The sequence below is a fragment of the Salipiger marinus genome, from assembly GCF_900100085.1.
Taxonomy (GTDB): Bacteria; Pseudomonadota; Alphaproteobacteria; order Rhodobacterales; family Rhodobacteraceae; genus Salipiger; species Salipiger marinus.
In genome coordinates, this window is record NZ_FNEJ01000010.1 from 92,883 (window position 1) to 117,484 (window position 24,602).

A 24,602-nucleotide genomic window follows, 5' to 3' on the forward strand; every position below is an offset into this window, starting at 1 on the left:
GGCGCTACAGGAAAGGGGCGCCAGAGCGGCGCCCCTTTTGTTTCGGACGGCGTCAGTGAAAGCGCCGGATCTCCCCTGACTGCAGCCGCGCCATGTAGCTGTGCATCTCGGCCTTCACCACCGGCATCAGGACATAGAGTCCGACGATGTTGAACAGCCCCATGGCAAAGATCGCCGCATCGGAAAAGTCGATCACCGGCCCAAGGTTCATGGCGGCGCCGATCACCACGAACAGGCAGAACAGGATCTTGAAGCTTAGCTCCTGCGCGCGGCCTTCGCCGAACATGTAGGTCCATGCCTTCAGCCCGTAATAGCTCCACGAGATCATCGTGGAAAAGGCGAACAGGATCACCGCGATGGCCAGCACATAGGGAAACCATGTGATCGCCGATCCGAAGGCCGCCGAAGTCAGCGCCACGCCGGAGGCATCGCCCAGCGTTTCCACCCGGCCCAGATCGGCATTCCACAGATAGGTGCCGGTTTCGGGATCCACCTGCAGCACGCCGGTGATGACGATGACCAGCGCGGTCATGGTGCAGATCACCACCGTGTCGATGAAGGGCTCCAGCAGCGAGACATACCCTTCGGTGATCGGCTCCTTGGTGCGGACGGCGGAATGGGCGATGGCCGCCGACCCCACGCCTGCCTCGTTGGAAAAGGCCGCGCGCTTGAAGCCTTGGATCAGCGCGCCGACCAGCCCGCCCGCCACGCCCAGCCCGGTAAAGGCGCCGTCAAGGATCTGGCCGAAGGCCCAGCCGATGCGGTCGTAATTCATCACGATCACGATCAGCGCAGTGCCGACATAAAGCACGCCCATGAGGGGCACGATCTTTTCCGTGACCTGCGCGATGGATTTCAGCCCGCCCACGATCACCGCAAAGACGATGCCGGCAAAGATCACGCCGGTGATCCAGCCGGGATAGTCGCCGAGGATATTGGCAAGCTGCGCATGGGCCTGATTGGCCTGAAACATGTTGCCGCCCCCCAGCGAGCCAAAGACGCAGCAGATGGCGAAGGCCACTGCCAGAAACCGGCCCACCCCGGAATAGCCCCGCTCTGCCAGCCCTTTGGACAGGTAATACATCGGGCCGCCGGATACGGTGCCGTCGGGATATTCGTTGCGGTATTTGACGCCCAGCGTGCATTCGGTGAATTTGGACGCCATGCCCAGCAGACCGGCAAGGATCATCCAGAAGGTGGCGCCGGGTCCGCCGATGGACACCGCCACCGCGACGCCCGCGATATTGCCCAGCCCCACCGTGCCCGACAGGGCCGTGGCCAGCGCCTGAAAATGGCTGACCTCGCCCGCGTCGTCGGGGTCGGAATATTTGCCCGACACCAGTGCTAAGGCATGCGGAAAGGCGCGGACCTGCACGAAGCCGAAATAGAGCGTGAAGATGGTCGCGGCGGCCACCAGCCACAGCACGATCCACGGGAACTCCGTGCCCGGAAAGGGCGAAAAGATGAAACTGACAAAAGGCCCGGTCACGCTGCCGATGGCGGCATTGATCGCCTCGTCCACGGTATTGGCGCGGGCGGGCAGGGCGGTCAGCGCCGCTGCGGCGCTCAGGGGCAGAAGAAGGCTGCGGGTCATGACGGGATCTCCTGCGCTCAGGGCACGATGACGGTGGGAACGGGCGCGATCTGCGCCAGTCCGATGGGCACCGATCCGAAGATCCGCGCGGCGACCGACTGCGTGCCCGCGCGCCCGACAAAGATCATCGCGGCCCCGGCTTCCCTTGCGGTGTCGGCCACAAGCTCGACCACATTGCCATAGCGGATGCGGCCCTCGCCCGAGATCCCGGCAGCGGTCACGCGGGCCAGCGCCGGGTCCAGAATCGCCGCCTGCGCGCGGGCCATTTCCTGTTTGCGGCGGGCGTGGCGTTCCTCGATCTCCTGCGGGGTGAGGAATTTATAGGGCGACCATTCAAGGATATGCACCAGCAGCAGCCGCGCCTGATCCCGTTTCGCCCGTGTGATCGCATAGTCCAGAAGGCCGGAATCGCCTTCTTTCCCCTCGTACGCCACGAGGAAGATTTCCCGTGTCATCGATATATCCCCGGTTGTTGGTGCAGGGACGGCAACACCGGCGGCCCGTTTCCCGGATCTCGGCCCGAAACCACCCTTCCGCCTTGATCATCCCGGAGATATCATGAGTCTGTCACACAGTTTTGCCGCCCCCGCCCCGCGCCTGGCGCGCGCAGGGCGGCGGGGAACCGTCCAAGTTGATGAAAATGCGGGGCGTTTCGCCTTTGCCCGGGGGGCGGATTTCGGCTATTCCTATCCGACGGCCAGAACGGCCGGATCCAGAATTCTGCCGTGGCTGCGTGTGTGGGAGCATGCTCTGGGGTGGCAAGGGGTCCGGTTTGGCCGGGCCCCTTACTTTACCGGGTCAGATCCCGCGCAGGATCAGCTGTCCAGCCCGCCCATCGCGCAGACCTTCGCCCATTCGTCCGCCGTGACCGGCTGCACCGACAGGCGCGCCTGTTTCACCAGCGCCATTCCGGCCAGATCGGGCTCTGCCTTGATCTGGTCCAGCGTCACCGGGCGGGGCAGCGGCTTCACCGCCTTGATGTCCACGCAGTCCCAGCGCGGATCCTCCGCCTTGCTGTCGGGATGCGATTCCGCGATCACCTCGACAATCCCCACCACCGCCTTTTCGCTCTGCGAGTGGTAGAAAAAGCCGCGGTCGCCCACCGTCATCTCGCGCATGACGTTGCGCGCCTGATAGTTGCGCACGCCGTCCCATTCCTCGCCCGCGTCGCCCTTGGCCAGCTGATCCTGCCACGACCACGCCGAAGGCTCGGACTTGAACAGCCAGAACCTCATCCGATGACCTTTTTCCATGCGATCAGCTCGACACTTTCGAACAGCCCGGCCTTGGCATAGGGATCGGCGCTGGCCCAGGCCTGCGCCGCGTCCATGTCGGCCACGTCAAGGATCACAAGGCTGCCGCACATGTCGCCCGTGTCGTCCAGCAGCGGCCCGGCCTGCGCCACCACCCCGGTGGCGTCGATATAGGCCAGATGATCGTCGCGCGTGTCCTTGCGGATCTGCAGCGCGCCGTCCTTGTCCTTGGCGATCAGGGCAACAAGCATGGTCATTCCTCCTTGAGGGGTCGGGAAAGAAGCTCGTCCAGAGCTTCGGAAACGGTGGCCTCGCCTGCGGCCAGCGCGGCCACCACGGCAGAGATCGGCATGGACAGGCCGTCGCGCGCGGCCAGCCGGGTGACGGCGCGGGCGGTGGCGGCGCCTTCGACGGTGACGCGGGGATCAAACGCCTGCCCCTGACCCAGCGCCTGCCCGAAGCGGTAGTTGCGCGACAGATCCGAGGTGCAGGTCAGCGCCAGATCGCCCAGTCCCGACAGCCCCGCCAGCGTTTCGGGGCGCGCGCCGAAATGCGCGGCCAGCCGGGTCATTTCGGCAAAGCCGCGGGTCATCAGCGCGGCGCGGGCGCTGTCGCCCAGCCCCGCGCCGATGCAGGCACCGCAGGCAATGGCGATCACGTTTTTCAGCGCGCCGCCCAGTTCCGCCCCGGTGACATCGGTGGTGCGGTAAAGCCGCAGGCTGCGGGTCGACAGCTGGTGCTGCAGGTCATGGCCCGCCTGTGCATCGCCGCAGGCCAGCGTCAGCGCGGTCGGCAGCCCGCGCGCGATGTCGGCGGCAAAGCTGGGGCCGGTCAGCACGGCGGGCAGCGCCTGCGGCTTGGCGCGGGTGATGACCTTCGACGGGCCGGTGCCGGTGGCAAGGTCGATCCCCTTGCAGCAGGCCACCAGCCGCGCGCCGTCGAGCGGCGCGTCGAGCGCGCCCAGCAGATCCGACAGGCTCTGCATCGGCACGGCCAGCAGCAGGGTCCGGTGCTGCGCCGCCTGCGCCAGATCCGGGGTCACGGCGATGCCGCAGGGCAGGTCCACCCCCGGCAGGTGCGGCGACAGGCGGGTGGTGGCCAGCTGCGCCATCGCCTCGGGGTCGCGGCCCCACAGGGTGACGGGCGTGCCTTCGCGCGCCAGCGCCACCGCCAGTGCCGTGCCGAACGCGCCCGCGCCCAGGATGCCGATCATGCCTTGGCCCCCTTCTTGCCCGACCCCAGCAGCGGGGCAGCACTCTGGTCCAGGGGCCAGCGCGGACGGGCGGCCAGCGTCATGTCCGACCGCTGGCCCGCCGCCAGCAGTTCCGATCCGGCATAAGCGATCATCGCGGCATTGTCGGTGCACAGCGCCAGCGGCGGCGCGGTGAAGCGCACCTGACGTTCGGCGCACAGATCCTGCAGCGCGCCGCGCAGCGCGGCATTGGCGGCAACCCCGCCCGCAACGGCCAGCGCCGGGGCCTGCGGGGCGCCGTCCAGATAGATCTCCAGCGCGCGGCGGGTCTTTTCAGTCAGCACGTCGCGCACCGCCGCCTGAAACCCGGCACACAGGTCCGACACGTCCTGCGCGTGCAGCCCGCCCTGATCCGCGATCAGCCGGTCGCGCAGCCGCAGCAGCGCGGTTTTCAGCCCGGAAAAGGACAGATCGCAGCCGGGCCGGTCCAGCAGCGGGCGCGGAAAGGCAAAGCGGCGCGCATCGCCCATCCGGGCGCGCGCCTCCACCGCCGGGCCGCCGGGCTGCGGCAGGCCCAGAAGCCGCGCGGTCTTGTCAAAAGCCTCGCCGGGGGCGTCGTCGATGGTGCCGCCCAGCCGGGTAAACTCCTGCGGGCCGCGCACGATCAGGAACTGGCAATGCCCGCCCGACACCAGCAGCATCAGATAGGGATAGGGCAGATCGTCGGTCAGCCGCGGCGTCAGCGCATGGCCCGCCAGATGGTTGACGCCGATCATCGGACGGTCCAGCGCCGTGGCCAGCCCCTTGGCCAGCATCACGCCCGACAGCACGCCGCCGATCAGCCCGGGACCAGAGGTGACCGCCACCGCATCCAGATCGTCCAGCGTTACACCGGCCTGCGCCAGCGCCTGTTCCACCGCCAGATCCAGCTTTTCGGCATGGGCGCGCGCGGCGATTTCCGGCACCACGCCGCCAAAGGCCGCGTGCAGGTCGGCCTGTCCCATCACCACCGAAGACAGCACCTGCCGCCCGCGCAGCACGGCGGCGGCGGTGTCGTCACAACTGCTTTCCAGTCCGAGGATGGTCGGCACGCCCATGGCTTCGTCCGTTGCATAGCCTGTCCCTTGCAGCTACCACCTGTCCCAAGCCCCCACAATCCCGGAGAGCCGATGCCGCCCCTTCCGCCCTTTCTGCTGCTGACCCGCCCCGAGCGTGAGTCGCGGCGGTTTCTGGCGGAACTGGCGGCAGAACGGGCGGAGCCGTTGGTCAGTCCGCTGCTGGACATCGTGACCACCGGGCCGCTGCCCGATCTGGCGGGGGTGCGCGGGCTGATCTTCACCTCTGCCAATGGCGTCCGCGCCTATGCCGCGCTGGCGGGGCCGCCGCTCTCCCCCTGTTTCGTGGTGGGAGAGGCGACGGCCCGCGCCGCCCGCGACATGGGGCTGGTGCCGGTGGTGGCGCAGGGCGATGCCGAAAGCCTGCTGGCGCTGATCCTTGACCATGCGCCAGAGGGGCCACTTTTGCATCTGCGCGGCACGTTTGCGCGCGGCGCGCTGGCGGAACGGCTGACCGCTGCGGGGCTGCCCGTGCGGGAGGCGGTGGTTTACGACCAGCCCGCGCGCCCGCTGACGCCCGAGGCCCGGGCCGCGCTGCAGGGCGACCGCCCCGTGGTCGTGCCGCTTTTTTCACCACGCACGGCGCGGCTTTTTGCGGCGGAGGCGCCCTGCCGCGCGCCGCTTTTCGTCGCAGCGATGAGCGCGGAGGTGGCCGAGGCGCTGCAGGGGCTCTATCTGAGAGAGCAGGAGATTTTGGCACGTCCGGATTCGGGGCTGATGCGCGAGGCGGTGGGAAAACTGCTCAAAAGCGCAGGAACGCTTGTGGTGCCTCCCGCGTCTGTGGAAGGTTGTCCCGGAAAGAGCGGCCCGCAATCGGGTCCGGACCATAGATTTTGAAAGGGTGGAGCGCGTGGCCGACAAAAAGAAGCCTGTTGACGGCGCCGAGGATCAGACGGACCGCAAGGAGCAGTCCTCTGCGGAGGCAGCAGAGGGTCGTCCAGAGGACGGTCTGACCGACGCGTCCGGCACGGACACGCTCGCTCAGGCCCCCGACACGCTGGGGGCCGCCGGGGCAGAGGACAGCCTGCCCGCCGAAGACACTGCCGGGATCAGGGCGGACGAGACCGTGACGGCGGGGGACGAAACCCTGCCCGCGGCAGAGGACAGCCTGACGCCTGCGGAGGATCTGACCGCGCCGGATCCGCTGATGGCCGGGGATGAAAGCCTGCCGCGTGAGGACACCCTGACCATGGGCGATGACAGCCTGACGACAGGCGACGACAGCGTTCTGGCGGGCGATGACAGTTTGAGCCATGACGACAGCCTGCCCGCCACGGAGCGGGACGAGCCCATTCACACGCTGGGCGAGGCCATGGAAGGGGAGGCGGCGCAGGCCGCCGCCATGACCGAGGCCGACACGATCGCGGGCGACCGGGCCGAGCCCGCCGCCGCTGCCCCTGCTGCCGCCGCAGCGCCGCAGGTGGTCCGCGAGACCGTGGTGGAGCGCAAGGGCGGTTTCGTGCCCATGGTTCTGGGCGGGGTGATCGCCGCAGGTCTGGGCTGGGGCGTGGCCAGCTGGCAGGCGGGCACGCTGCCCTTTGCCGCAGGCGCGCCGGACCCGTTCCGGGACGAGGTGACCACCGGTCTATCCGGTCAGGCAGAGCGGCTGACCGCGCTGGAAGGCCGGGTGGAGGATCTGTCCTCGCAGCTTTCGGGCATCGACATGGCCGCCCTTCAGACGCAGGCCGAGGATCTCTCCTCGCGGCTTGGCGCGCTGGAAGGGGCGCAGTCCGATCAGGGCACGCAGCTTGGCGATCTGGCGGGCCGCATCGACACGCTGGAAACCCGCCCCGTGGAGGAGTCGGTCTCTCCGGAGGCGATGGCTGCCTATGAGGAGGCGCTGGCCGATGTGCGCCGCGCCATCGAGGCGCAGCGCACCGAGGTGGAGCGCATGACGCAGGAATCGCTGGCGGCGCAGGCCGATGCCTCGGATCAGGCGCAGCTGGCGCAGTCCCGCGCGGCGCTGGCCGATGTCTCGACCGCGCTGCGGGATGGCACGCCCTATGACGAGCCGCTGTCGGTGCTGACCACCAATGGCGTGACGGTGCCCGAGGTGCTGGCCAGCTCCGCCGCCGAGGGCGTGCCGACGCTGGCCGCGCTGACCGAGGAGTTTCCGCCGCTGGCCCGTGATGCGCTCTCCGCCGCCCGCCGGGCCGAGGCCACCACCGAGGACACCACCGCGCGGGTGACGACCTTCCTTGCCAACCAGCTGGGCGCCCGGTCGGTGACGCCGCGGGACGGGTCCGATCCCGACGCGGTGCTGTCGCGGGCCGAGGCGGCGCTGCGCAGCGGCGATCTTGCCGCCACGCTGCAGGAGCTTGAGGCTCTGCCTGCCCCCGCCGCAGAGGTGCTGACCGGCTGGACCGCCCGCGCCGAGACCCGGCAGGGCGCGCTCGACGCGGCAGACGCCGTCGCGCAAGATTTGAACCAAGAATAAGGGTAAGGGAGCCACCATGCTCTGGTCACTTCTGAAGATCGTTCTCTTCGTTGCCGCTGTGGCGGCCCTCACCCTTGGTGCCGGCTATGTCATGGAAAGCCAAGGCGGGGTGCAGATCACCGTCAGCGGCATGGAATTCACGCTGGGGCCGCTGCAGTCGGTCATCGCCGCCATCCTGCTGGTGCTGGTGCTGTGGATCGTGTTCAAGGCGGTGTCGCTGCTGATCGCGGTGCTGAAATTCATCAATGGCGACGACACGGCGCTGTCGCGGCATTTCGACCGCAACCGCGAGCGCAAGGGCTATCAGGCGCTGTCCGAAGGGCTGCTGGCGCTTGCGGCGGGCGAGGGCAAGCTGGCCATGGCCAAGGCGCAGAAGGCCGAACGCTACCTGCACAAGCCCGAGGTGACGGCGCTGCTGACCGCACAGGCGGCGGAAATGTCGGGCGACCAGCGCAAGGCCGAAGAGGTCTACAAATCGCTGATCACCCGCGACGAAACGAGGTTTGTCGGCATCCGGGGCCTGATGAAGCAGAAGCTGGCCAAGGGCGACACTGATACCGCGCTGCAGCTGGCCGAACGCGCCTTCGCGCTGCGGCCCAAGCATGAAGAGGTGCAGGACATCCTGCTGAAGCTGCAGGCGGTCAAGCATGACTGGCAGGGCGCCCGCCGCACCCTGTCGGCCAAGCTGCGCCACGGATCCATGCCGCGTGACGTTTACAAGCGGCGCGACGCGGTGCTGGCCCTGTCCGAAGCCAAAGACATCTTTGACGAGGACAAGCCGATCGAGGCGCGCGAGGCGGCGATTGCCGCCTCCAAGGGCTCGCCCGATCTGATCCCGGGGGCGGCCATGGCGGCGCGGTCCTATATCGCGCAGGGCAATCCCAAACATGCCGCGCGCATCCTCAAGAAGACATGGTCGGTGGAACCGCATCCCGATCTGGCCGCCGCCTTTGCCGAGATCGCCCCGGCGGAAACCCCCGCCGAGCGCATGAAGCGGTTCCGCGACCTGACCTCGATCAAGCCCGACCACCGCGAGACCCGGCTGCTGAAGGCCGAACTGGCGCTGGCCGCAGAGGATTTCCCCGAGGCGCGCCGCGCCATGGGCGATCTGGTGGACCGCGAACCCGACGCGCGGGTGCTGACCGTCATGGCGGCCATTGCCCGGGGCGAGGGCGCCGAGGAGCCGGTGGTGCGCGGCTGGCTGGCCAAGGCGCTGGTGGCGCCGCGTGGCCCGCAATGGGTCTGCGACAACTGCAACCACATCCACCGCGACTGGCAGCCGGTCTGCGAGAACTGCGAAGGCTTCGACACACTCAGCTGGAAGACCCCGCCGCATTCCGACGTGGCCCCTGCAGGCGCCGAGATGCTGCCGCTGATCGTGGGCAAGCTGGAGGACCGCAGACACCCCGAAGCGGAGGCCCAGCAGACCGAAATCCTTGGTCCCTCGACCACGTCGGCAGAGGCGGATCCGGTCCGGGAAACGGCCCCGGAGATGCACGAAGAGAAGGCAAAATAGCCCTTCCCCTGCAGCGGCCTCGGTGTTAAGAGGCCGCTCACCAGGCCGCTGTAGCTCAGCTGGTAGAGCACGTCATTCGTAATGATGGGGTCGGGGGTTCGAGTCCCTTCAGCGGCACCACCACTCTCAGGTCAGACCATAGAAAAAGCCGCCCCGACCGGGGCGGCTTTTCTGTTTGCGGATCATTCGCGGAGGAAGGTCCGGGCGCAGGGGCGCTGCGTCCGGACCTTCTCCGTCACTCTGCGGCGGGGATGTCCACCGTCACCGACTGGACGCCCTGCCGGTTGCGCAGGCCGTCGCGGTAGATCGCCTTGAACAGGCCAAGGCACATCAGCACCATCACCACGCTGAAGGGCAGCGCGCCGATCACCATGGCGGTCTGGATCGCGGTCAGCCCGCCGACCAGCAGCAGCGCCGCCACCACCAGACCCAGCGACACGCCCCAGAAGATGATGTGGGGCCGCGCCTTGGGGCCTTCGTCGCCCGCGGCGTTGATGGTGTTCACGATCAGCACGGCGGAGTCGGCGGAGGTGACCAGATAGGTCATCAGCAGGATCACGATGATCACCGCCATGATCCAGCCCAGCACGTCGCCCAGCATGATGCCGGTCATGGTGAAGATCTTCGCGCCGTCGGTGGAGCCGAAGATGGCGCCATTGGCGAGGCCGTTCAGTTCCATGTCGATGGCGGTGCCGCCCGCGAAGGAGAACCACACGAAGCACATCAGCGACGGCACGATCATCGCGCCCAGCACGAATTCGCGGATCGTCCGCCCGCGCGAGATGCGGGCAAGGAACAGGCCGACGAAGGGCGCGAAGGCCACCCACCATGCCCAGTAGAACACGGTCCAGCCACCCTGCCAGCCCGAGAGCGCGGCGGAAGGTTCGGTGCCGTCGCTGCGATAGACGGTGAACAGCATTTCCGGCAGGGAGATCAGGTAATTCAGCGTGCCCATGAACAGCGCCTGCATGCCGAACCATGTGGAGCCGAAGATCATCAGGAAGGCGAGCAGGAAGATGCTGAGCCCCATGTTGATGTTGGACAGCCACTTGATGCCCTTGCCCACGCCGGACAGCGCCGACAGGGTGGAGGCGCCCATAATGATGATGATGGCCACGATAATCCCGGCGGTGGAGGCGTTGCCCTCTTCATTCACCAGCCACGCGCCGACGCCGATCTTGCTCATGCCCGCGACGAACTGTTCCACGCCAAAGCCCAGCGTCTGCGCCACGCCAAGGATGGTGGCGATCACGGCGACGATGTCGACCAGATGGCCCAAGGGCCCCGACAGCGCCTTGCCGAAAAGCGGCGTCAGCGAGGAGCGGATGGTCAGCGGCAGGCCGCGGCGATAGGTGAAATATCCCAGCGCGAGCCCGGCAATGGCATAGGAAGACCATGCCGAGAAACCCCAGTGCAGGTAGGACCATTTATAGGCGTTCAGGAAGTTGTCCATGCCTTCGGCGGTGGCCTGACCAAGGATCACGTCCGGGTTGGTGCGGAAGTGATAGATCGGCTCGGCCACGGCCCATGTCAGCATGCCGACCCCGATGCCCGCGCCGAACATCATGGAAAACCACGAGAAGTTGTCGAATTCCGGTTTTTCGTCGTCATGGCCCAGCTTCAGCTTGCCCGCTGCCGGCCAGATCGCCAGCGCCAGACAGACCACCACGAACAGCGCCATCAGATAGATGTACCAGCTTGCGAAATTCGCAAGAATGAAGGTGTTGAGCCCGCCCAGCACGGCCCCGGCCTGATCCGGAAAGGCCACGGCCCAGAGCACGAGGCCGCCGACGGCGAGCTTTGAGGTCACCGTGACGTCAAGGCTGAAGCCGCTGTAGAACCCGCTTTCCGCAGTCTTGATCGGCAGGTCGGAGAGAGGAGGTTTGAGTTTTGCCATAGTCACCTATTCCCTGTTGCATGGGCTTTGGGGTGTCCCGGACGCGAAGCCCTTGCGCGGTCCGGGTTGGTCAGAGGCACGCCCATCCGGGCGCGCGTCATTCGCCGCGGGGGAAGCGCTGGGAGTCTTCCACCACGTTCAGATCCATGTGGTTGCGCATGTACCGCTCCGATGCCTTCTGCAGCGGCTGGAAATCCCACGGGAAATAGGCGCCGTTGCGCAGGGCCTCGTAGACGATCCAGCGCCGCGCCTGGCTTTGCCGCACCTCGGCATCGAACCGGGCCAGATCCCAGCGGTGATCGGCCATGTCGCGGAACCGGGCCAGCGTCTCGGCATGGGCCGGATCCTGTGCCAGATTGGCCAGTTCATGCGGATCGGACTGCAGGTTGAACAGCTGGTCCGGATCCAGCGCGCAGCGGGTGTATTTCCACGGCCCCTGCCGCAGCGCCACCATCGGCGCGTAAGAGGCTTCGGCGGCATATTCCATCGCCACGGGGCTGGCACGCTCGGCACCCTGTCCCAGCGGCACAAGGCTTTCGCCATCGGTCCAGTCGCGGATCTCGTCGATGGACACGCCCGCCAGATCACACAGGGTCGGGCAGATGTCGATGTTGCTCACCGGGGCGTCGATCCGGCCCGGCGCCATCTGCGGGGCAGCGATCATCAGCGGCACGCGCGAGGCGCCTTCAAAGAAGCTCATCTTGAACCACAACCCGCGCTCGCCCAGCATGTCGCCATGATCCGACACCAGCAGGATGATGGTGTTATCCTCGGCCCGGGTGCCGCGCAGCGCCTCCATCACCTCGCCGATCTTGTCATCCAGATAGGAGATATTGGCGAAATAGCCCTGACGGGCGCGGCGCACGTTGTCATCGGTGATGTCATAGCTGCGCCAGTCATTCGCGTCGAAGATGCGCTGCGAATGCGGATCCTGATCCTCGTAGGGGATGGGGGCCACTTCGGGCAGCAGATGAGCGCAGTCGTCATACAGATCCCAGTATTTGCGGCGGGCCACGTAGGGATCATGCGGATGGGTGAAGCTGACGGTCAGGCACCATGGCCGCGCATCCTTGCCGCGCGCCAGATCATAAACCTTGCGGGTGGCGTGATAGGCGACCTCGTCGTCATATTCCATCTGGTTGGTGATCTCGGCCACGCCCGCACCGGTGACGCTGCCCATGTTGTGATACCACCATTCGATGCGCTCGCCGGGCTTGCGATAGTCCGGCGTCCAGCCGAAATCGGGCGGGTAGATGTCGGTGGTTAGCCGTTCCTCGAACCCGTGCAGCTGGTCGGGGCCGACAAAATGCATCTTGCCAGAGAGGGCGGTCTGGTAGCCCGCCCGCCGCAGGTGATGGGCATAGGTCGGGATGGAGGAGGCGAATTCCGCCGCGTTGTCATAGACCCCGGTGCGCGAGGGCAGCTGCCCGGACATGTAGCTCGCCCGTCCCGGCGCGCAGAGCGGCGAGGCGGTATAGGCGTTGCGGAACCGGGTCGACCGCGCGGCCAGCGCCTTGAGGTTGGGGGCGTGCAGCCAGTCTGCGGGGCCATCGGGAAACAGCGTGCCGTTCAGCTGGTCCACCATGAAGATCAGGATGTTCGGGCGCGAAGGATTGGTCATTCCATGCTTTCTGCAACTGCGTGGCGCGGCGCGGGTGCCGCAGGACCGGCGGCAACCGCCGGGGTGGGCCAGGGCCGTCTGCCGGAACCGGCGCGCGGCACGCGCCCCATGCGCCGCGGCTTTGGGCAGGCCGCGGCGGCACCGGCTGTCATTCGGAAACCTGATATGAGTCCAGCTAAGGTTAATTGACTTTTCTGTGAATGCACTGCCGAATCCTCTAATGTCTGACCTTGGCAATCCTTATAGCTTCTTCGCCCGGTACAGCGCCGATCTGTGCCTGTTCCTGCTGGTGGCCGACTGTGGCCAGCTGTCGCGCGCGGCTGAACTTTGCGGCCTGTCGCAGCCGCGGCTGAGCCAGCGGATGAAGTCGCTGGAGGACAGTCTGGGCAAGCCGCTGCTGCTGCGCCAGCGCCGCGGCGTGGCGCTGACCCGGGCCGGGCAGGATCTGCGCGACGCGGTAGAGCCGCATCTGCGCGAGGCCAGCGCCGCCTTCCTGCGGCTGCAGCAGCGCCCGAAGCGCCGCGCGGTGGTCATCGAAACCGATCTGGCGCTGGCCAGTTTCCGGCTGCTGCCGATCTTTCCCGCGCTCTGCGCCGATCATGACAGCCTGCGCCTGTCGCTGCTCAGCCGCCAGCTTCCCGACCGCGAGGCCGACGGCATGGCGGATCTGACCGTGCGGATGGAACCGCGCTGCGCCGACGGGCCGCGCGTCCGCTGCCTGTTCCCGGAACGGGTGGTGGCGGTGTGCAGCCCCGGCTTCAAGGCGCGGCATCCGCAGATGCGGCAGCTGCGCGACCTGCTGGATCTGCCGCTGATCGACCTGACCAGCGTGGCGGTCGCACCTTGGTTCACATGGCCGCGCTGGCTGCAGCATCACGGCCTGTCGCTGTCCGGCAGCGGCGACCGGCTGAGCTTCAGCAGCTATGACCACGTCATCCAGTCCGCCGAAGAGGGCTTAGGCATCGCGCTGGGGTGGCGTGGCCTGATCGACAGCCGTCTGGCGGCGGGACGGCTGGTGCCCGCCTTCGAGACCGAGGCGGAAAGCGATCAGGGCTATGTGCTGCGGATGACGGCTGCGCGCCCGGCGGCAGAGGTGCGGGCGGTGTTCGACTGGATCAGCCTGCGTCTGACCGGGCCAGAGGCCGCGCGCTGAACAGCACCTGCCCGCGCGGCAGCAGGGTGTCATGGCGGGTCAGCGCCCAGCCGGTGACGCGGGCCATATGCGCCACATCCTCCGCCAGCACGTGATAGGGCACGCGCAGGTCATGGGTCACCACCCCGTCGCGCTGCCGGTAGGGGCGGGCGGCCTGCGCCGCGTCGGGCACCAGAAACACGGTGAACAGCAGCTGTTCCAGCCGGGGAAAGCGCTGCAGGCGGGTCAGCGCGCGACGCAGCGCCGCCATGGGCAGATGCGGAAAGACGGCAAAGGCGATGGCATGGGTGATGGTGTCGGGGATGCCGGGACAGGCAAATTCGGCGTCCTGCACCAGCTGCGCCGGATCAAGCCGCGCCGGATCCGCCAGTTCGCGCGCATGTCCCGCCAGCATCAGCGCACGAGAGGCATCGGTGGCCCAGTAATGGCCCGGCTCCAGATAGGGCACGGCCTTGCATCCCAGCCGCAGCGCGCCCGCGCCGATGTCCAGCAGGTGATGCTGCGGCAGCAGCCCCGCCGCCTGCAGCACCGCCATCTGCGCGCGCCCGGTCTCCTCCCAGCGGCCCCCCACGATGTCGCGATGCCGCCCCGTGGCGACGGCAGTGTCATAGAATCCGGGGGTGTCATAGGGGGACTGGGCCATGGCGCGCACATGCGCACAGCCCGCGCGCAAGTCCAGTGGCAAAATGGCGGCGGCTGAATCGGAAACCGCCACGCAGCGGGCTGCGTGGCGGATCAATGTGGTCCTCTGGATGTCAGGCCGACAGGGTCAGCGTCCGGTGCTGCCCAGAACCGCCATGCCGGTGCCAAGGATCAGCTTGAGATCGTTGGCAAGGCTGGCATCGCTCAGATACTGCACGTCCATCCGCACCCGTTCGTCATAGCTGACATCGTTGCGGCCCGACACCTGCCAGAGCCCGGTGATGCCCGGCCGCATCGACAGATAGGCGGTGCGGTAAAAGCCGTATTTCTTCATCTCGACGCGGGTCACGGGACGCGGGCCGACAAAGCTCATCTCGCCTTTCAGCACGTTCCAGATCTGCGGCAGCTCATCAAGGCTGGTCCTGCGGAGGAAGTTGCCGATCCGCGTGATGCGCGGGTCGTTGGTCAGCTTGTGGTCGCGGGCCCATTCTGCCGCAGCCTCGGGGTTGTCCGCCAGATGCTGCTGCAGCTTGGCTTCGGCATCAACCACCATCGTGCGGATTTTCCAGCAGCGGAACGACTTGCCGTTCCGGCCCACGCGGCGATGCCCGAAAAAGCCGGGGCCTCCGTCGCGGCGGGTCAGCAGCCACAGCACGGTAATTACGGGCAGCAGCAGGGGAAGCATTGCGATGGCAAGGGTCAGATCCAGTGCGCGCTTCCCGAAACGGGTGTACATCGTGCGGCCTTCGTTCCGGACAGCGATCTTTCTGGCGCGGAAGGTGACGGGCGTCGCGTCACTCATATCCATGAAATTCATCGCACCCACGGTTCAGCTCCTAATTTTTCTGGCAAGAGGTTTCTGTAAATATTCAGCGCCCAGAAAAACACGGACGCGATCTTCAAAACCTTCAGACCACTTAATCGTTTGTTAACACTACTAACGCAACACTCACATGTCGATATGCAGCTGCAGCATTGCCGCTGCCCGGTTTTCGCAATCGGCGCTGTTACCTAAGAAACTTCCGTTGTTTCGCGACGGATCGTGTCACTGGGTCAAGGCACTGCGTCTAACTTCCGGGCAGATGCGACCAGCGCTAACGTCTTGTTACTCCTTAATTTTCACAAGACTTGGCTAATGCTCTGCTATGTCTTGCCCGGGGTTTAGGCAAGACGCATTAATTTTGCAAGCAAAGGTTGAGGTGGCGCAATCATTTTATTAAATTTCTGCGACGCAGCATCCGCTGCCCAAATATGCGCCAGCGCTGCATCATTCTGGCGGAAGACCGCCATCCCTTGGAGGGGGATCCGGGCAGCAAACCCCGCCCGACGGCGCCCGTGGCGCGCCGAAGTGGCGAATCGTGAAGCTGGGGGAAGGGGCCCGCGCGGCTGAGGGGGCCGGACGCGGCGCAGGCCGCGTCCGGGGGTGGCTCAGACCAGATCGAACCGGTCGGCGTTCATCACCTTGGTCCAGGAACGGACGAAGTCGCGGACAAACTTGCCCTCGTTGCCGTTCGAGGCATAGACCTCGGCCAGCGCCCGCAGCTGCGAGTTGGAGCCGAAGACCAGATCGACACGGGTGCCGGTCCATTTTTCTTCGCCCGTCTCGCGGTCGGTGCCGATGAAGCGCTGGTTGGAGCCTTCAACCGGCTTCCACGCGGTCTTCATGTCGAGCAGGTTCACGAAGAAATCGTTGCTCAGCGTGCCGACGCGGGTCGTAAGCACGCCGTCGGTCGATCCCTTGTGCGTGGCGCCCAGAACCCGCAGGCCCGCGACCAGCACGGTCATTTCCGGCGCGGTCAGGGTCAGCAGCTGTGCGCGGTCCACCAGCAGCTTTTCCGTCGGCACGGTGTAATCGGCCTTCAGATAGTTGCGGAACCCGTCGGCTTCCGGCTCCAGCGGATCGAAGCTTTCGGCATCGGTCTGCTCGGCGCTGGCATCCATGCGGCCCGGGGTGAACGGCACCTCGACGTCATGGCCGCCATCCTTGGCCGCCTTTTCGACCGCCGCCGTGCCGCCCAGCACGATCAGATCCGCCAGCGACACCTTCTTGCCGCCGGTGGCGGAGGTGTTGAAGCTGCTCTGGATGCCTTCCAGCACCGACAGCACGCGGGCCAGCTGCTCGGGCTGGTTCACGTCCCAGTCCTTCTGCGGGGCCAGACGGATGCGGGCGCCATTGGCCCCGCCGCGCTTGTCCGATCCGCGGAAGGTCGCGGCAGAGGCCCATGCGGTGGAGACCAGTTCGGGAATGGTCAGGCCGGATGCCAGAATCTGCGCCTTCAGCGCCGCGATGTCGGCGGCATCGACCAGCGGGTGATCGCAGGCCGGAATCGGATCCTGCCACAGCAGATCCTCGGCGGGCACGTCCTTGCCCAGATACAGGTTCTTCGGGCCCATGTCGCGGTGGGTCAGCTTGAACCACGCGCGGGCGAAGGCATCGGCGAACTGGTCGGGATTGGCATGGAAGCGGCGCGAGATCTGCTCGTAGACCGGATCGGCGCGCATCGCCATGTCGGCGGTGGTCATCATGGTCTTGACCTTGGTCGCCGCGTCATGGGCCGAAGGGGCCATATGCGCCTCGTCGACATCGCGCGGTTCCCACTGCCATGCGCCAGCGGGGGATTTGGTCAGCTCCCATTCGAAGCCGAACAGCATGTCGAAATAGCCGTTGTCCCATTTGATCGGGTTCGGCGTCCATGCCCCTTCGATGCCGGAGGTGATGGTGTGGCCGCCCTTGCCGGATTCATAGGTCGAGGTCCAGCCAAAGCCCTGTGCGGCGATGTCCTCGCCCTCGGGCTCTGCCCCCACCAGCGAGGCATCGCCCGCGCCGTGGCACTTGCCGAAGGTGTGGCCGCCCGCGGTCAGCGCCACGGTTTCTTCGTCGTTCATCGCCATGCGCGCGAAGGTCTCGCGGATGTCGCGGGCCGAGGCGAGCGGATCGGGCTTGCCGTCCGGGCCTTCGGGGTTGACGTAGATCAGGCCCATCTGCACGGCGGCCAGCGGGTTTTCCAGCACGCGCTCGCCGGAATAGCGGCTGCCCTGCTTGTCAGAGGTGGCAAGCCATTCCTCTTCGGTGCCCCAGTAGATGTCTTCCTCGGGCTCCCACACGTCGACGCGACCGCCGCCAAAGCCGAAGACCTTGCCGCCCATCGATTCGATGGCGCAGTTGCCCGCAAGGATCATCAGGTCGGCCCAGCTGAGCGCGTCGCCGTATTTCTGCTTCACCGGCCAGAGCAGGCGGCGGGCCTTGTCGAGGTTGGCATTGTCCGGCCAGCTGTTCAGCGGCGCGAAGCGCTGCGAGCCGGAGCAGGCGCCGCCCCGGCCATCGGCGGTGCGGTAGGTGCCGGCGGAATGCCATGCCATGCGGATGAAGAACGGGCCGTAATGGCCGTAATCGGCGGGCCACCAGTCCTGACTGTCGGTCATCAGCGCGAAGAGGTCGGCCTTGACCGCGTCCAGATCCAGCGCCTTGAACTTGTCGGCATAGTTGAATTCCATGCCCATCGGGTTCGCGGCGGGACCATGCTGGTTCAGGATCGTCAGGTTCAGCGCATTGGGCCACCAGTCGCGGTTGGAACGCCCGCCGAAAGTGTCAGGCTTGAGCGCGCCATGCAGGACGGGGCATTTGCCGCCTGCGTTGATATCGTTTCCGTCCATAAGGATCTCCCGGATTGGCTGAATGTCTGGCTCTTGGCCCCGTGCGGGCACCTTGCGAAAAACAGCGAAGCGCCGCAGCCGCGACTCTGCGTCCTGTCTTTTCGCGCGTGACCCTAGCGCAGAGTTGCAATCAGATTAAGTCGTATTTTCTAATCGATTTGATAGGATGGTCTTATCAGAAGCGGTCCTTGGCCACGTCATCCGGCGCGCGCTGTCGGCGCTGCGGGCGTCAACGGTCGGCACTGCATCGGCGGCGGTGATCATGCCCAGATCGCCATGGCTCGCCGCGCCGGGATGCACGAACTGCGCGGGCGATGTCGGATGCGGTCTGACCATGGCGCCTTTGTTTCTGAACCTGCCCCGCCTGTTACCGTGCAAATGCGCCCGTGTCCAATGGGGCATGGGCGGCCCGGCCCCCCTCCGTCCGCGTTGACAGCGCGCCCGCACCTCCGCGATAGAGAAGAGCAGGGAATTTAAGGTCCGGCCCGCCGGTCCGCAGTGACGAAAGATTTTTTCATGTTCCGCAGCATTCTGCTGGCCGCTTTGGCCGTGATCTCGCTCAGTTCCGCAGCACAGGCCGAAGACCGGGTCAGGCTGGGCTATGGGCGGCTTCTGACCAATGATTCCTTCGGTGACGTGCACGACCGCTGGCAGACGGGATCGGTCGCTTCCAGCCGGATCTGGGGGCCGGGCTGGTCCGGGCGGGCGCCGCTGCGGCCTTTCGATCTGCTGGAGCTGCGGCTTGGCGTGCAGGTGATGGCGCCGGGCGATCTGCGCCAGCCCGACCCCGATGACCGGCCCTTTGCCGGGGCGCTGTCGCTGGGGCTGCACACGCATTTCAGCCGGGGGGATCTGGACTGGACGCTGGGCGGCGATCTGGTGGTGACCGGCCCGCAGACCCGTCTGGGAGAATTGCAGACCGCGATGCATGACAGCGTCGGGGCGGTGACGGTGCCGCCTTCGGTGCTGGACGATCAGGTGAAGGACGGGCTGCACCCGACGCTGGTCGCCGAAGCCGGGCGCGAGCTGGACTTTGGCCGCGCCCGGCTGCGGCCCTTTGCCGAGGCGCGGCTGGGGGCGGAAAGCCTGCTGCGCGCCGGGGTCGACCTGACGCTGGGCCGCGTGGGGCAGGGCGAGCTTCTGGTGCGCGATCCGGTGACCGGGCAGCGCTACCGGGTCATCACCGATCCGGTGCCGGGCATGGCGCTGGTCTTTGGCGCCGACATCGCCCATGTGGCGGAAAGCGCGTTCCTGCCCGAAAGCTCGGGCGCCGATCTGCGCGCCACCCGTGAAAGGCTGCGGGCGGGCCTGCACTGGCAGGGCGACCGGATGGCGCTGTTTTACGGCCTGACATGGCTGGGCCGGGAATTCGAGGCCCAGCCCGAGGGCCAGCTTGTCGGCTCGCTGCGGCTGCAGGTGTCGTTCTAGGCCTGCGGGTCAGTCGCGCAGTTCTTCGGGATCCACGCCCCAGAGCGTGGCCTTGGGCGCCCAGCCGTCATAGCCGCCCGCCGAAATCTCGCACCAGTCGGCCACGCATTCGCCCAGTCTGGCCACCACGCCAAGCGCCAGCTTCGCCTCCACCGGGGAATTGCCATCGGCGCGGCTGTGCAGTTCCAGCATGTCCTGATCCACGATCACGGTGCGGACGCCGGACAGCAGCGAATAATGCACCCAGCCCCCGGCGCCGTCCCGGTCGCGCACCCGGCGCCAGTGGCCATATTCCGCCGTCACCTCGACCGGAAGGTCGCGGCGTTTGTAGACCCAGTCGATGCGATGGGTCAGCGACGGACCGCGCCGCACGTTCACCTCGCTGGATTTCAGCGACACGAACCGCGGCAGCGGCAGGTTGGTGACCGATCCGCGCTCTTCCTCGGCCAGCGCTCCGCTGCCGCAGAGCAGGGCGGCAACCAGTCCGGTCAACACAGTTTTCCTGATCATTGCTCCGCGTCCTGCCCGAGATTTTCCGGCGGGGTTCTTGTGCCCCGTCCAGTCATGCGACACTGTGCCAAAGCAGATCTGCGTTGCATAGGGAGGCTGACCCGCGATGCCGCAAAAACGCCTGAGTGTTGTCGTGACGCGACGCCTGCCCGAAGTGGTGGAAACGCGCCTGACCGAACTGTTCGACGTGACGCTGCGCGAGGATGACACGCCGATGACCCGCGCCGAACTGGTCGCGGCGGTCGCCTCGGCTGACGTGCTGGTGCCCACCATCACCGATGTGATCGATGCCGGGCTGATCGGTCAGGCGGGGCCGAACCTGCGGCTGATCGCGAATTACGGCGCCGGGGTCGATCATATCGATGTGGAAACCGCCCGTGCGCGCGGCATCATGGTGTCGAACACACCCGGGGTGATGACCGACGACACCGCCGACATGGTGATGGGGCTGATGCTGGCCGTCACCCGGCGGATGCAGGAAGGTCTGGCGGTGATGCAGGCCGACCAGTGGCAGGGCTGGGCGCCGACGGCGTTTCTGGGCGCGCGGCTGGGGGGCAAGCGGCTGGGGATCCTTGGCATGGGCCGCATCGGGCAGGCGGTGGCGCGGCGCGCCCGCGCCTTTGGCATGCAGATCCATTACCACAACCGCCGCCGCCTGCGCCCCGAGACCGAAGAGGCGCTGGAGGCGACATGGTGGGAAAGCCTTGACCAGATGGTGGCGCGGATGGACGTGATTTCGGTCAACTGCCCGCACACGCCTTCGACCTTTCACCTGCTGAACGCGCGGCGGCTGAAGCTGATGAAGCCAAGCGCGGTGCTGGTCAACACCTCGCGCGGCGAGGTGATCGACGAGGCGGCGCTGACCCGGATGCTGAAGGCGCGGGACCTGGGCGGCGCGGGGCTGGATGTCTACCAGCACGGCATCAAGGGCCATCCGGATCTGGTGAACATGCCCAATGTGGTGATGCTGCCGCATATGGGCTCGGCCACGCTGGAAGGCCGGGTCGAGATGGGCGAGAAAGTGATCATCAACGTAAAGACCTTTGCCGACGGGCACCGCCCGCCGGATCAGGTCGTTCCGGCAATGCTCTGACAGCGGCTCCACGAAAGGACGGACGGTAGAATGCGGATCATGGTTTTCGGCAAGACCGGACAGGTCGCCCGCGAGGTGCAGCGGCAGGCGCAGGTCAATGCGCTGGGTCGCGACGAGGCGGATCTGGCCGATCCCGCCGACTGCGCCGAGGCGATCCGCGCCGAAGCGCCGGATGTGGTGATCAATGCCGCCGCCTATACCGCCGTGGACCGCGCCGAAACCGAGGAAGATCTGGCGCGCGTCATCAATGCCGAGGCGCCGGGCGCCATGGCGCGGGCCTGCGCCGATCTGGGCATTCCCTTCATCCATATCTCCACCGATTACGTCTTTGACGGTGCCGGAGAGACGCCCTTTGCCCCCGACCATCCCACCGGCCCCTTGGGCGCCTATGGCCGCACCAAGCTTGCGGGCGAAGAGGCGGTGCGCGCGGCGGGCGGGGTCCATGCCATCTTCCGCACCAGCTGGGTGGTGTCGGCGCATGGCAGCAATTTCGTCAAGACCATGCTGCGGCTGGGGGCAGAGCGCGACCGGCTGACCATCGTGGCCGATCAGGTGGGCGGGCCGACGCCTGCCGCCGACATCGCGGCGCTTTGCCTTGCCGCTGCGGCGCAGCTGGTGGAGGATCCGGACAAGACCGGCACCTATCACATCTCCGGCGGCCCCGATGTCAGCTGGGCGGATTTTGCGCGCGAGATCTTTGCGCAGGCGGGGATCAGCTGCGAAGTGGCGGACATTCCCTCCTCGGACTATCCCACCCCCGCCACGCGCCCGCAGAATTCACGCATGGACAACCGCGCCACCGAAGCGGTCTTTGGCCTTGCGCGGCCCGACTGGCGCGCCGGTCTGTCGCGGATTCTGGAGGATCTGGGCCAGCGCGCCTAGATCCGGCCCAGCATCGCGGCGCCCGCCATCAGCAGGGTTTCCATGCGGCCCTGACGGTGCAGCCCCAGCCGCTGCCAGCCCGCCACCACCCGTGGCCCCTTGCGGCGGCGCAGGGCGGCAAATTCCGTCAGCAGCGCCCGGTTTTCCGGGGTCAGCAGATGCTGGTTGCGCTGCAGCGCGCGGATGTTGCGGGTCATCCAGTGGTGATAGCGCCCCTGCCAGATGGTGCCCAGCCGGGCGTAACGCGCGCCGAAGCCTCGGTTGCGGCCCAGCGTGTTTTCCTCGTGCTGGCGGTAGAACAGCGTGGGCTGCGCGTCATACAGGATGCGCCCCGCCGCCCCGGTGACCAGCAGGTAGAACCACCAGTCGTGAAAGGCGGGCAGCGGATCGGCGCCCGCCTCGCGCGCCAGCGCCACCGCCTCGGGGGACAGCACCATGGTGTTGCCGCCCGCCACGGTCTGGATCAGCGCGTTGCGGAAACAGGGCGGGCGCTGCCAGAGCGGCGAGGTGGCGCGGGGATGGTCGGGATCATGCCCCAGATCGGTGCGCGAACAGTAAAGCGCCACACCCGGTGCTGCCCCCAGCCGGTCCAGCGCGCGGTCCAGCCGGTGCGGATACCAGATGTCATCCTGATCGCAGAAGGCGACCGGGCCGGGCGGCAGATCCTGACGGCAGAGCAGGGTCAGGAAATTCGCCGCCACCCCGCGCCGGGGCCCGTCGAACAGCCGCACCTCCTGCGGGACGCGGGCGGCGAAGTCGGCCAGAATGTCGCGCGTGTCATCGGTGGATCCGTCATCGCCGACCCAGAGCCGCCAGTCGTGATGGGTCTGGGCCGCGATCGACTCAAGCTGCGCCGCCAGATGTGCGGCGCCGTTCCACGTCGCCATCAGGATGGTGATCTGGGTCTTGGGGGTCATCATCCTTGGCCGGAAACCTGTCCTTCGCTGGCTGCATCATCCGCCGGGCAGGGGCAAACGGCAAGCCGCGAGAAAAGCGGCCCGGCAGCTTCCTGCCGGGCCGGTCGGGCAGATCCAAGGCGGATCAGCTCACATCCTTGTAGCTGATTTCCTTGGTGTCGGTGCCGGTTTTGCTGCGGCGCACATGCAGCCGGTTCAGCGCGTTCACATAGGCCTTGGCCGAGGCATAGACCGTATCGGTATCGGCGGACTGGCCGGTGGCGATCTTGCCGTCTTCCTCCAGCCGGACCGACACGGTGGCCTGCGCGTCGGTGCCTTCGGTCACGGCGTTCACCTGATAAAGCTGCAGCCGCGCCTTATTGGGATAAAGCGCGCGCACCGCCTTGAAGGTGGCATCCACCGGGCCGTCACCTTCCATCGTGGTGGACATTTCCTGCCCGCCCACTTCCATCTCCAGAACGGCCTCTGCCGGGCCGCCAGTGCCACAGACCACTTTCAGCGAGACGATTTCCAGATGGTCGGCGCCTTCGGTCATGGCGGCGGTGACCAGCGCGAGGATGTCCTCGTCGAACACCTCTTTCTTGCGGTCGGCCAGATCCTTGAACCGCACGAAGATGTCCTTGAGCTGGTTGTCGCCCACCTCGACGCCAAGATCGCGCAGCTTGGCGCGCAGGGCGGCGCGGCCCGAATGCTTGCCAAGCGGCAGCGAGGTGCCGGCAAGGCCCACATCCTCGGGGCGCATGATCTCGAACGTTTCCTTGTTCTTCAGCATACCGTCCTGATGGATGCCGGATTCATGCGCAAAGGCGTTCTTGCCGACGATGGCCTTGTTGAACTGCACCGGGAAGCCCGAGACGGTGGAGACGCGGCGCGAGATATGCATGATCTTGCGGGTGTCGACGCCGGTGGCGAAGGGCATGATGTCGCCCCGCACCTTCAGCGCCATCACCACCTCTTCCAGCGCGGTGTTGCCCGCGCGTTCGCCCAGACCGTTGATCGTGCATTCCACCTGCCGCGCGCCGCCTTCGACGGCGGCCAGCGTGTTGGCGGTCGCAAGGCCCAGATCGTTGTGGCAATGCGTGGCAAAGATCACCTCGTCCGCGCCCGGCACCGTCTGGATCAGGCGGCGGATCAGGTCGGCGGATTCGCGCGGCGCGGTATAGCCCACGGTATCGGGGATGTTGATGGTGGTGGCGCCCGCCTTGATGGCGATCTCCACAACGCGGCAGAGGTAATCCCATTCGGTGCGGGTCGCGTCCATGGGCGACCACTGCACGTTGTCGCAGAGGTTGCGGGCATGGGTGACCGTCTGGTGGATGCGGTCGGCCATCTCGTCCATGCTGAGATTGGGAATGGCGCGGTGCAGCGGCGAGGTGCCGATAAACGTGTGGATGCGCGGGCGCGGCGCCTGTCTCACCGCCTCCCAGCAGCGGTCGATGTCGCCAAGCTGGGCGCGGGCCAGACCGCAGATCACTGCCGTCTTGCTGCGCTGCGCGATTTCGGACACGGCGCGGAAATCGCCTTCGGAGGCGATGGGAAACCCGGCCTCGATGATGTCCACGCCCATATCTTCCAGCAGCTCGGCGATTTCGAGCTTTTCGGCATGGGTCATGGTGGCGCCGGGGGACTGTTCGCCGTCGCGGAGCGTCGTGTCAAAGATATAGACGCGGGATTTGGAATCGTCGGTCATGTCGGGGA

At 66.9% G+C, this 24,602-nt stretch carries 21 protein-coding genes and 1 tRNA gene; 8 read left to right on the top strand and 14 right to left on the bottom strand.

The window, feature by feature from the left end; all coding sequences use genetic code 11:
- Window positions 1-52 precede the first annotated feature (52 nt).
- The 6 genes from BLR51_RS13010 to tsaD form a co-directional block, all read right to left on the bottom strand.
- A complete protein-coding gene (locus BLR51_RS13010) occupies window positions 53-1,594 on the bottom strand; it encodes an alanine/glycine:cation symporter family protein (RefSeq protein WP_089847603.1) in 1,542 nt (513 codons plus the stop codon).
- 17 nt (window positions 1,595-1,611) lie between these two features.
- On the bottom strand, window positions 1,612-2,049 hold the full coding sequence (locus BLR51_RS13015) for a universal stress protein (protein ID WP_089847605.1): 438 nt from the start codon (window positions 2,047-2,049) through the stop codon (window positions 1,612-1,614).
- A gap of 360 nt (window positions 2,050-2,409) precedes the next feature.
- A complete protein-coding gene (locus BLR51_RS13020) occupies window positions 2,410-2,829 on the bottom strand; it encodes an EVE domain-containing protein (protein ID WP_089847607.1) in 420 nt (139 codons plus the stop codon).
- A complete protein-coding gene (locus BLR51_RS13025) occupies window positions 2,826-3,098 on the bottom strand; it encodes a YciI family protein (protein WP_089847609.1) in 273 nt (90 codons plus the stop codon). Before BLR51_RS13025 ends, BLR51_RS13020 begins: the two co-directional genes overlap by 4 nt.
- Window positions 3,099-3,100: 2 nt before the next feature.
- On the bottom strand, window positions 3,101-4,060 hold the full coding sequence (locus tag BLR51_RS13030; protein ID WP_089847610.1) for an NAD(P)H-dependent glycerol-3-phosphate dehydrogenase: 960 nt from the start codon (window positions 4,058-4,060) through the stop codon (window positions 3,101-3,103).
- A complete protein-coding gene (tsaD, locus tag BLR51_RS13035; protein WP_089847612.1) occupies window positions 4,057-5,136 on the bottom strand; it encodes a tRNA (adenosine(37)-N6)-threonylcarbamoyltransferase complex transferase subunit TsaD in 1,080 nt (359 codons plus the stop codon). The genes BLR51_RS13030 and tsaD overlap by 4 nt, the downstream gene beginning before the upstream one ends.
- A gap of 72 nt (window positions 5,137-5,208) precedes the next feature.
- Here tsaD and BLR51_RS13040 point away from each other — a divergent pair, with 72 nt between their 5' ends.
- From BLR51_RS13040 to BLR51_RS13055, 4 genes are all read left to right on the top strand, one after another.
- A complete protein-coding gene (locus tag BLR51_RS13040) occupies window positions 5,209-5,991 on the top strand; it encodes a uroporphyrinogen-III synthase (protein WP_089847614.1) in 783 nt (260 codons plus the stop codon).
- A gap of 13 nt (window positions 5,992-6,004) precedes the next feature.
- Entirely contained in the window at window positions 6,005-7,591 is a 1,587-nt protein-coding gene (locus BLR51_RS13045) for a COG4223 family protein (protein WP_207543626.1), read from the top strand.
- Between the two features lie 16 nt (window positions 7,592-7,607).
- Window positions 7,608-9,107: a heme biosynthesis protein HemY gene (locus BLR51_RS13050; RefSeq protein ID WP_089847616.1), complete on the top strand. Its 1,500-nt coding sequence runs from the start codon at window positions 7,608-7,610 to the stop codon at window positions 9,105-9,107.
- A 44-nt stretch (window positions 9,108-9,151) separates the two neighbouring features.
- Window positions 9,152-9,227 (top strand) — tRNA-Thr (locus tag BLR51_RS13055).
- Window positions 9,228-9,342: 115 nt separating this feature from the next.
- Here the strand turns inward: BLR51_RS13055 and BLR51_RS13060 are convergent.
- Complete coding sequence (locus BLR51_RS13060; RefSeq protein ID WP_089847618.1) at window positions 9,343-11,004, bottom strand: BCCT family transporter; 1,662 nt, start codon at window positions 11,002-11,004, stop codon at window positions 9,343-9,345.
- A 97-nt stretch (window positions 11,005-11,101) separates the two neighbouring features.
- Window positions 11,102-12,625, bottom strand: a complete 1,524-nt coding sequence (betC, locus tag BLR51_RS13065) for a choline-sulfatase (protein ID WP_089847621.1) — start codon at window positions 12,623-12,625, stop codon at window positions 11,102-11,104.
- 220 nt (window positions 12,626-12,845) lie between these two features.
- Between betC and BLR51_RS13070 the strand changes: the two genes are divergently transcribed.
- On the top strand, window positions 12,846-13,778 hold the full coding sequence (locus BLR51_RS13070) for a LysR family transcriptional regulator (protein ID WP_089847623.1): 933 nt from the start codon (window positions 12,846-12,848) through the stop codon (window positions 13,776-13,778).
- Here the strand turns inward: BLR51_RS13070 and BLR51_RS13075 are convergent.
- The 3 genes from BLR51_RS13075 to katG form a co-directional block, all read right to left on the bottom strand.
- Window positions 13,741-14,421 carry a class I SAM-dependent methyltransferase gene (locus BLR51_RS13075; RefSeq protein WP_089847818.1) on the bottom strand — a complete coding sequence of 227 codons (681 nt, stop codon included), beginning with the start codon at window positions 14,419-14,421 and terminating at the stop codon, window positions 13,741-13,743. The genes BLR51_RS13070 and BLR51_RS13075 overlap by 38 nt on opposite strands.
- Window positions 14,422-14,547: 126 nt before the next feature.
- Window positions 14,548-15,156 (bottom strand): sugar transferase, encoded by a 609-nt coding sequence (locus tag BLR51_RS13080; protein WP_230795126.1) that lies wholly within the window; start codon window positions 15,154-15,156, stop codon window positions 14,548-14,550.
- Between the two features lie 692 nt (window positions 15,157-15,848).
- The gene (katG, locus tag BLR51_RS13085) at window positions 15,849-18,074 is read right to left on the bottom strand and encodes a catalase/peroxidase HPI (RefSeq protein ID WP_089847625.1); all 2,226 of its coding nucleotides are present in this window, start codon (window positions 18,072-18,074) and stop codon (window positions 15,849-15,851) included.
- Window positions 18,075-18,590: 516 nt separating this feature from the next.
- Here katG and BLR51_RS13090 point away from each other — a divergent pair.
- The gene (locus BLR51_RS13090; protein ID WP_089847627.1) at window positions 18,591-19,502 is read left to right on the top strand and encodes a lipid A-modifier LpxR family protein; all 912 of its coding nucleotides are present in this window, start codon (window positions 18,591-18,593) and stop codon (window positions 19,500-19,502) included.
- 9 nt (window positions 19,503-19,511) lie between these two features.
- On the opposite strand, the gene BLR51_RS13095 is transcribed toward BLR51_RS13090, so the two are convergent.
- Complete coding sequence (locus BLR51_RS13095) at window positions 19,512-20,012, bottom strand: SH3 domain-containing protein (protein WP_089847629.1); 501 nt, start codon at window positions 20,010-20,012, stop codon at window positions 19,512-19,514.
- Between the two features lie 106 nt (window positions 20,013-20,118).
- Here BLR51_RS13095 and BLR51_RS13100 point away from each other — a divergent pair, with 106 nt between their 5' ends.
- On the top strand, window positions 20,119-21,105 hold the full coding sequence (locus BLR51_RS13100; protein WP_089847631.1) for a 2-hydroxyacid dehydrogenase: 987 nt from the start codon (window positions 20,119-20,121) through the stop codon (window positions 21,103-21,105).
- Window positions 21,106-21,135: 30 nt separating this feature from the next.
- On the top strand, window positions 21,136-21,987 hold the full coding sequence (rfbD, locus tag BLR51_RS13105; RefSeq protein WP_089847633.1) for a dTDP-4-dehydrorhamnose reductase: 852 nt from the start codon (window positions 21,136-21,138) through the stop codon (window positions 21,985-21,987).
- Here the strand turns inward: rfbD and BLR51_RS13110 are convergent.
- Complete coding sequence (locus BLR51_RS13110; RefSeq protein WP_165616818.1) at window positions 21,984-22,904, bottom strand: glycosyltransferase; 921 nt, start codon at window positions 22,902-22,904, stop codon at window positions 21,984-21,986. The genes rfbD and BLR51_RS13110 overlap by 4 nt on opposite strands.
- A gap of 124 nt (window positions 22,905-23,028) precedes the next feature.
- The gene (locus tag BLR51_RS13115) at window positions 23,029-24,594 is read right to left on the bottom strand and encodes a 2-isopropylmalate synthase (protein WP_089847636.1); all 1,566 of its coding nucleotides are present in this window, start codon (window positions 24,592-24,594) and stop codon (window positions 23,029-23,031) included.
- Window positions 24,595-24,602: the final 8 nt, after the last annotated feature.

Bases quoted from the DNA above. Each gene is read 5' to 3' on its own strand.
- BLR51_RS13075 (WP_089847818.1), bottom strand. From the start codon at position 14,421: ATGGCCCAGTCCCCCTATGACACCCCCGGATTCTATGACACTGCCGTC.
- tsaD (WP_089847612.1), bottom strand. From the start codon at position 5,136: ATGGGCGTGCCGACCATCCTCGGACTGGAAAGCAGTTGTGACGACACC.
- rfbD (WP_089847633.1), top strand. From the start codon at position 21,136: ATGCGGATCATGGTTTTCGGCAAGACCGGACAGGTCGCCCGCGAGGTG.
- BLR51_RS13030 (WP_089847610.1), bottom strand. From the start codon at position 4,060: ATGATCGGCATCCTGGGCGCGGGCGCGTTCGGCACGGCACTGGCGGTG.
- BLR51_RS13110 (WP_165616818.1), bottom strand. From the start codon at position 22,904: ATGACCCCCAAGACCCAGATCACCATCCTGATGGCGACGTGGAACGGC.
- BLR51_RS13090 (WP_089847627.1), top strand. From the start codon at position 18,591: ATGTTCCGCAGCATTCTGCTGGCCGCTTTGGCCGTGATCTCGCTCAGT.
- BLR51_RS13020 (WP_089847607.1), bottom strand. From the start codon at position 2,829: ATGAGGTTCTGGCTGTTCAAGTCCGAGCCTTCGGCGTGGTCGTGGCAG.
- BLR51_RS13070 (WP_089847623.1), top strand. From the start codon at position 12,846: ATGTCTGACCTTGGCAATCCTTATAGCTTCTTCGCCCGGTACAGCGCC.
- BLR51_RS13115 (WP_089847636.1), bottom strand. From the start codon at position 24,594: ATGACCGACGATTCCAAATCCCGCGTCTATATCTTTGACACGACGCTC.
- BLR51_RS13015 (WP_089847605.1), bottom strand. From the start codon at position 2,049: ATGACACGGGAAATCTTCCTCGTGGCGTACGAGGGGAAAGAAGGCGAT.
- katG (WP_089847625.1), bottom strand. From the start codon at position 18,074: ATGGACGGAAACGATATCAACGCAGGCGGCAAATGCCCCGTCCTGCAT.
- BLR51_RS13025 (WP_089847609.1), bottom strand. From the start codon at position 3,098: ATGCTTGTTGCCCTGATCGCCAAGGACAAGGACGGCGCGCTGCAGATC.
- BLR51_RS13050 (WP_089847616.1), top strand. From the start codon at position 7,608: ATGCTCTGGTCACTTCTGAAGATCGTTCTCTTCGTTGCCGCTGTGGCG.
- BLR51_RS13060 (WP_089847618.1), bottom strand. From the start codon at position 11,004: ATGGCAAAACTCAAACCTCCTCTCTCCGACCTGCCGATCAAGACTGCG.
- BLR51_RS13080 (WP_230795126.1), bottom strand. From the start codon at position 15,156: ATGTACACCCGTTTCGGGAAGCGCGCACTGGATCTGACCCTTGCCATC.
- BLR51_RS13010 (WP_089847603.1), bottom strand. From the start codon at position 1,594: ATGACCCGCAGCCTTCTTCTGCCCCTGAGCGCCGCAGCGGCGCTGACC.
- BLR51_RS13095 (WP_089847629.1), bottom strand. From the start codon at position 20,012: ATGATCAGGAAAACTGTGTTGACCGGACTGGTTGCCGCCCTGCTCTGC.
- BLR51_RS13100 (WP_089847631.1), top strand. From the start codon at position 20,119: ATGCCGCAAAAACGCCTGAGTGTTGTCGTGACGCGACGCCTGCCCGAA.
- betC (WP_089847621.1), bottom strand. From the start codon at position 12,625: ATGACCAATCCTTCGCGCCCGAACATCCTGATCTTCATGGTGGACCAG.
- BLR51_RS13040 (WP_089847614.1), top strand. From the start codon at position 5,209: ATGCCGCCCCTTCCGCCCTTTCTGCTGCTGACCCGCCCCGAGCGTGAG.